This window comes from Cupriavidus basilensis OR16, from assembly GCF_000243095.1.
Taxonomy (GTDB): Bacteria; Pseudomonadota; Gammaproteobacteria; order Burkholderiales; family Burkholderiaceae; genus Cupriavidus; species Cupriavidus basilensis_D.
This window is the reverse complement of sequence record NZ_AHJE01000355.1, coordinates 1-421: the sequence shown is the minus strand read 5'-3', so window position 1 is coordinate 421 and position 421 is coordinate 1. Positions and strand designations below refer to the sequence as shown.

General features: G+C 72.4%; 1 pseudogene. It reads left to right on the top strand.

Going from position 1 to position 421, the window contains the following annotated elements:
- Positions 1-14: 14 nt before the first annotated feature.
- Positions 15-421, top strand: a pseudogene (locus OR16_RS39110) (ATP-binding cassette domain-containing protein); the annotation flags it as partial.

The window sequence follows — 421 nt, the reverse complement described above, 5'->3', positions numbered from 1 at the left end:
ACGCGTAGACTAGCCTGCTGCGGCGCGGGCGCGAGGTGCAGGCCGCGCGCAACGTGAACCTTGAGCTGCTGCGCGGGCAGACGCTCGGGCTGGTGGGCGAATCGGGCTCCGGCAAATCCACGGTGGGCCGCTGCATCGTGGGCCTGGCGCCGTTCGACAGCGGCCGCATCGTGATCAACGGGCGCAACCTGTCCCAGGGCGGCGGGCTGCTGCAGCGCGCCGGCGGCAAGCTGCAGATGGTGTTCCAGGATCCTTACGCGTCGCTCAATCCCCGGCATCGGATCGGCGCGGCCATCGCTGCCGGCCCCATCGCGCAGGGCGTATCGCGCCAAGAGGCACAGGCCCGCACGCTGGAGCTGCTCGGGCTGGTCGGGCTGGGGCCGGAGGCGGCCGAGCGCTATCCGCACGAGTTCTCCGGCGG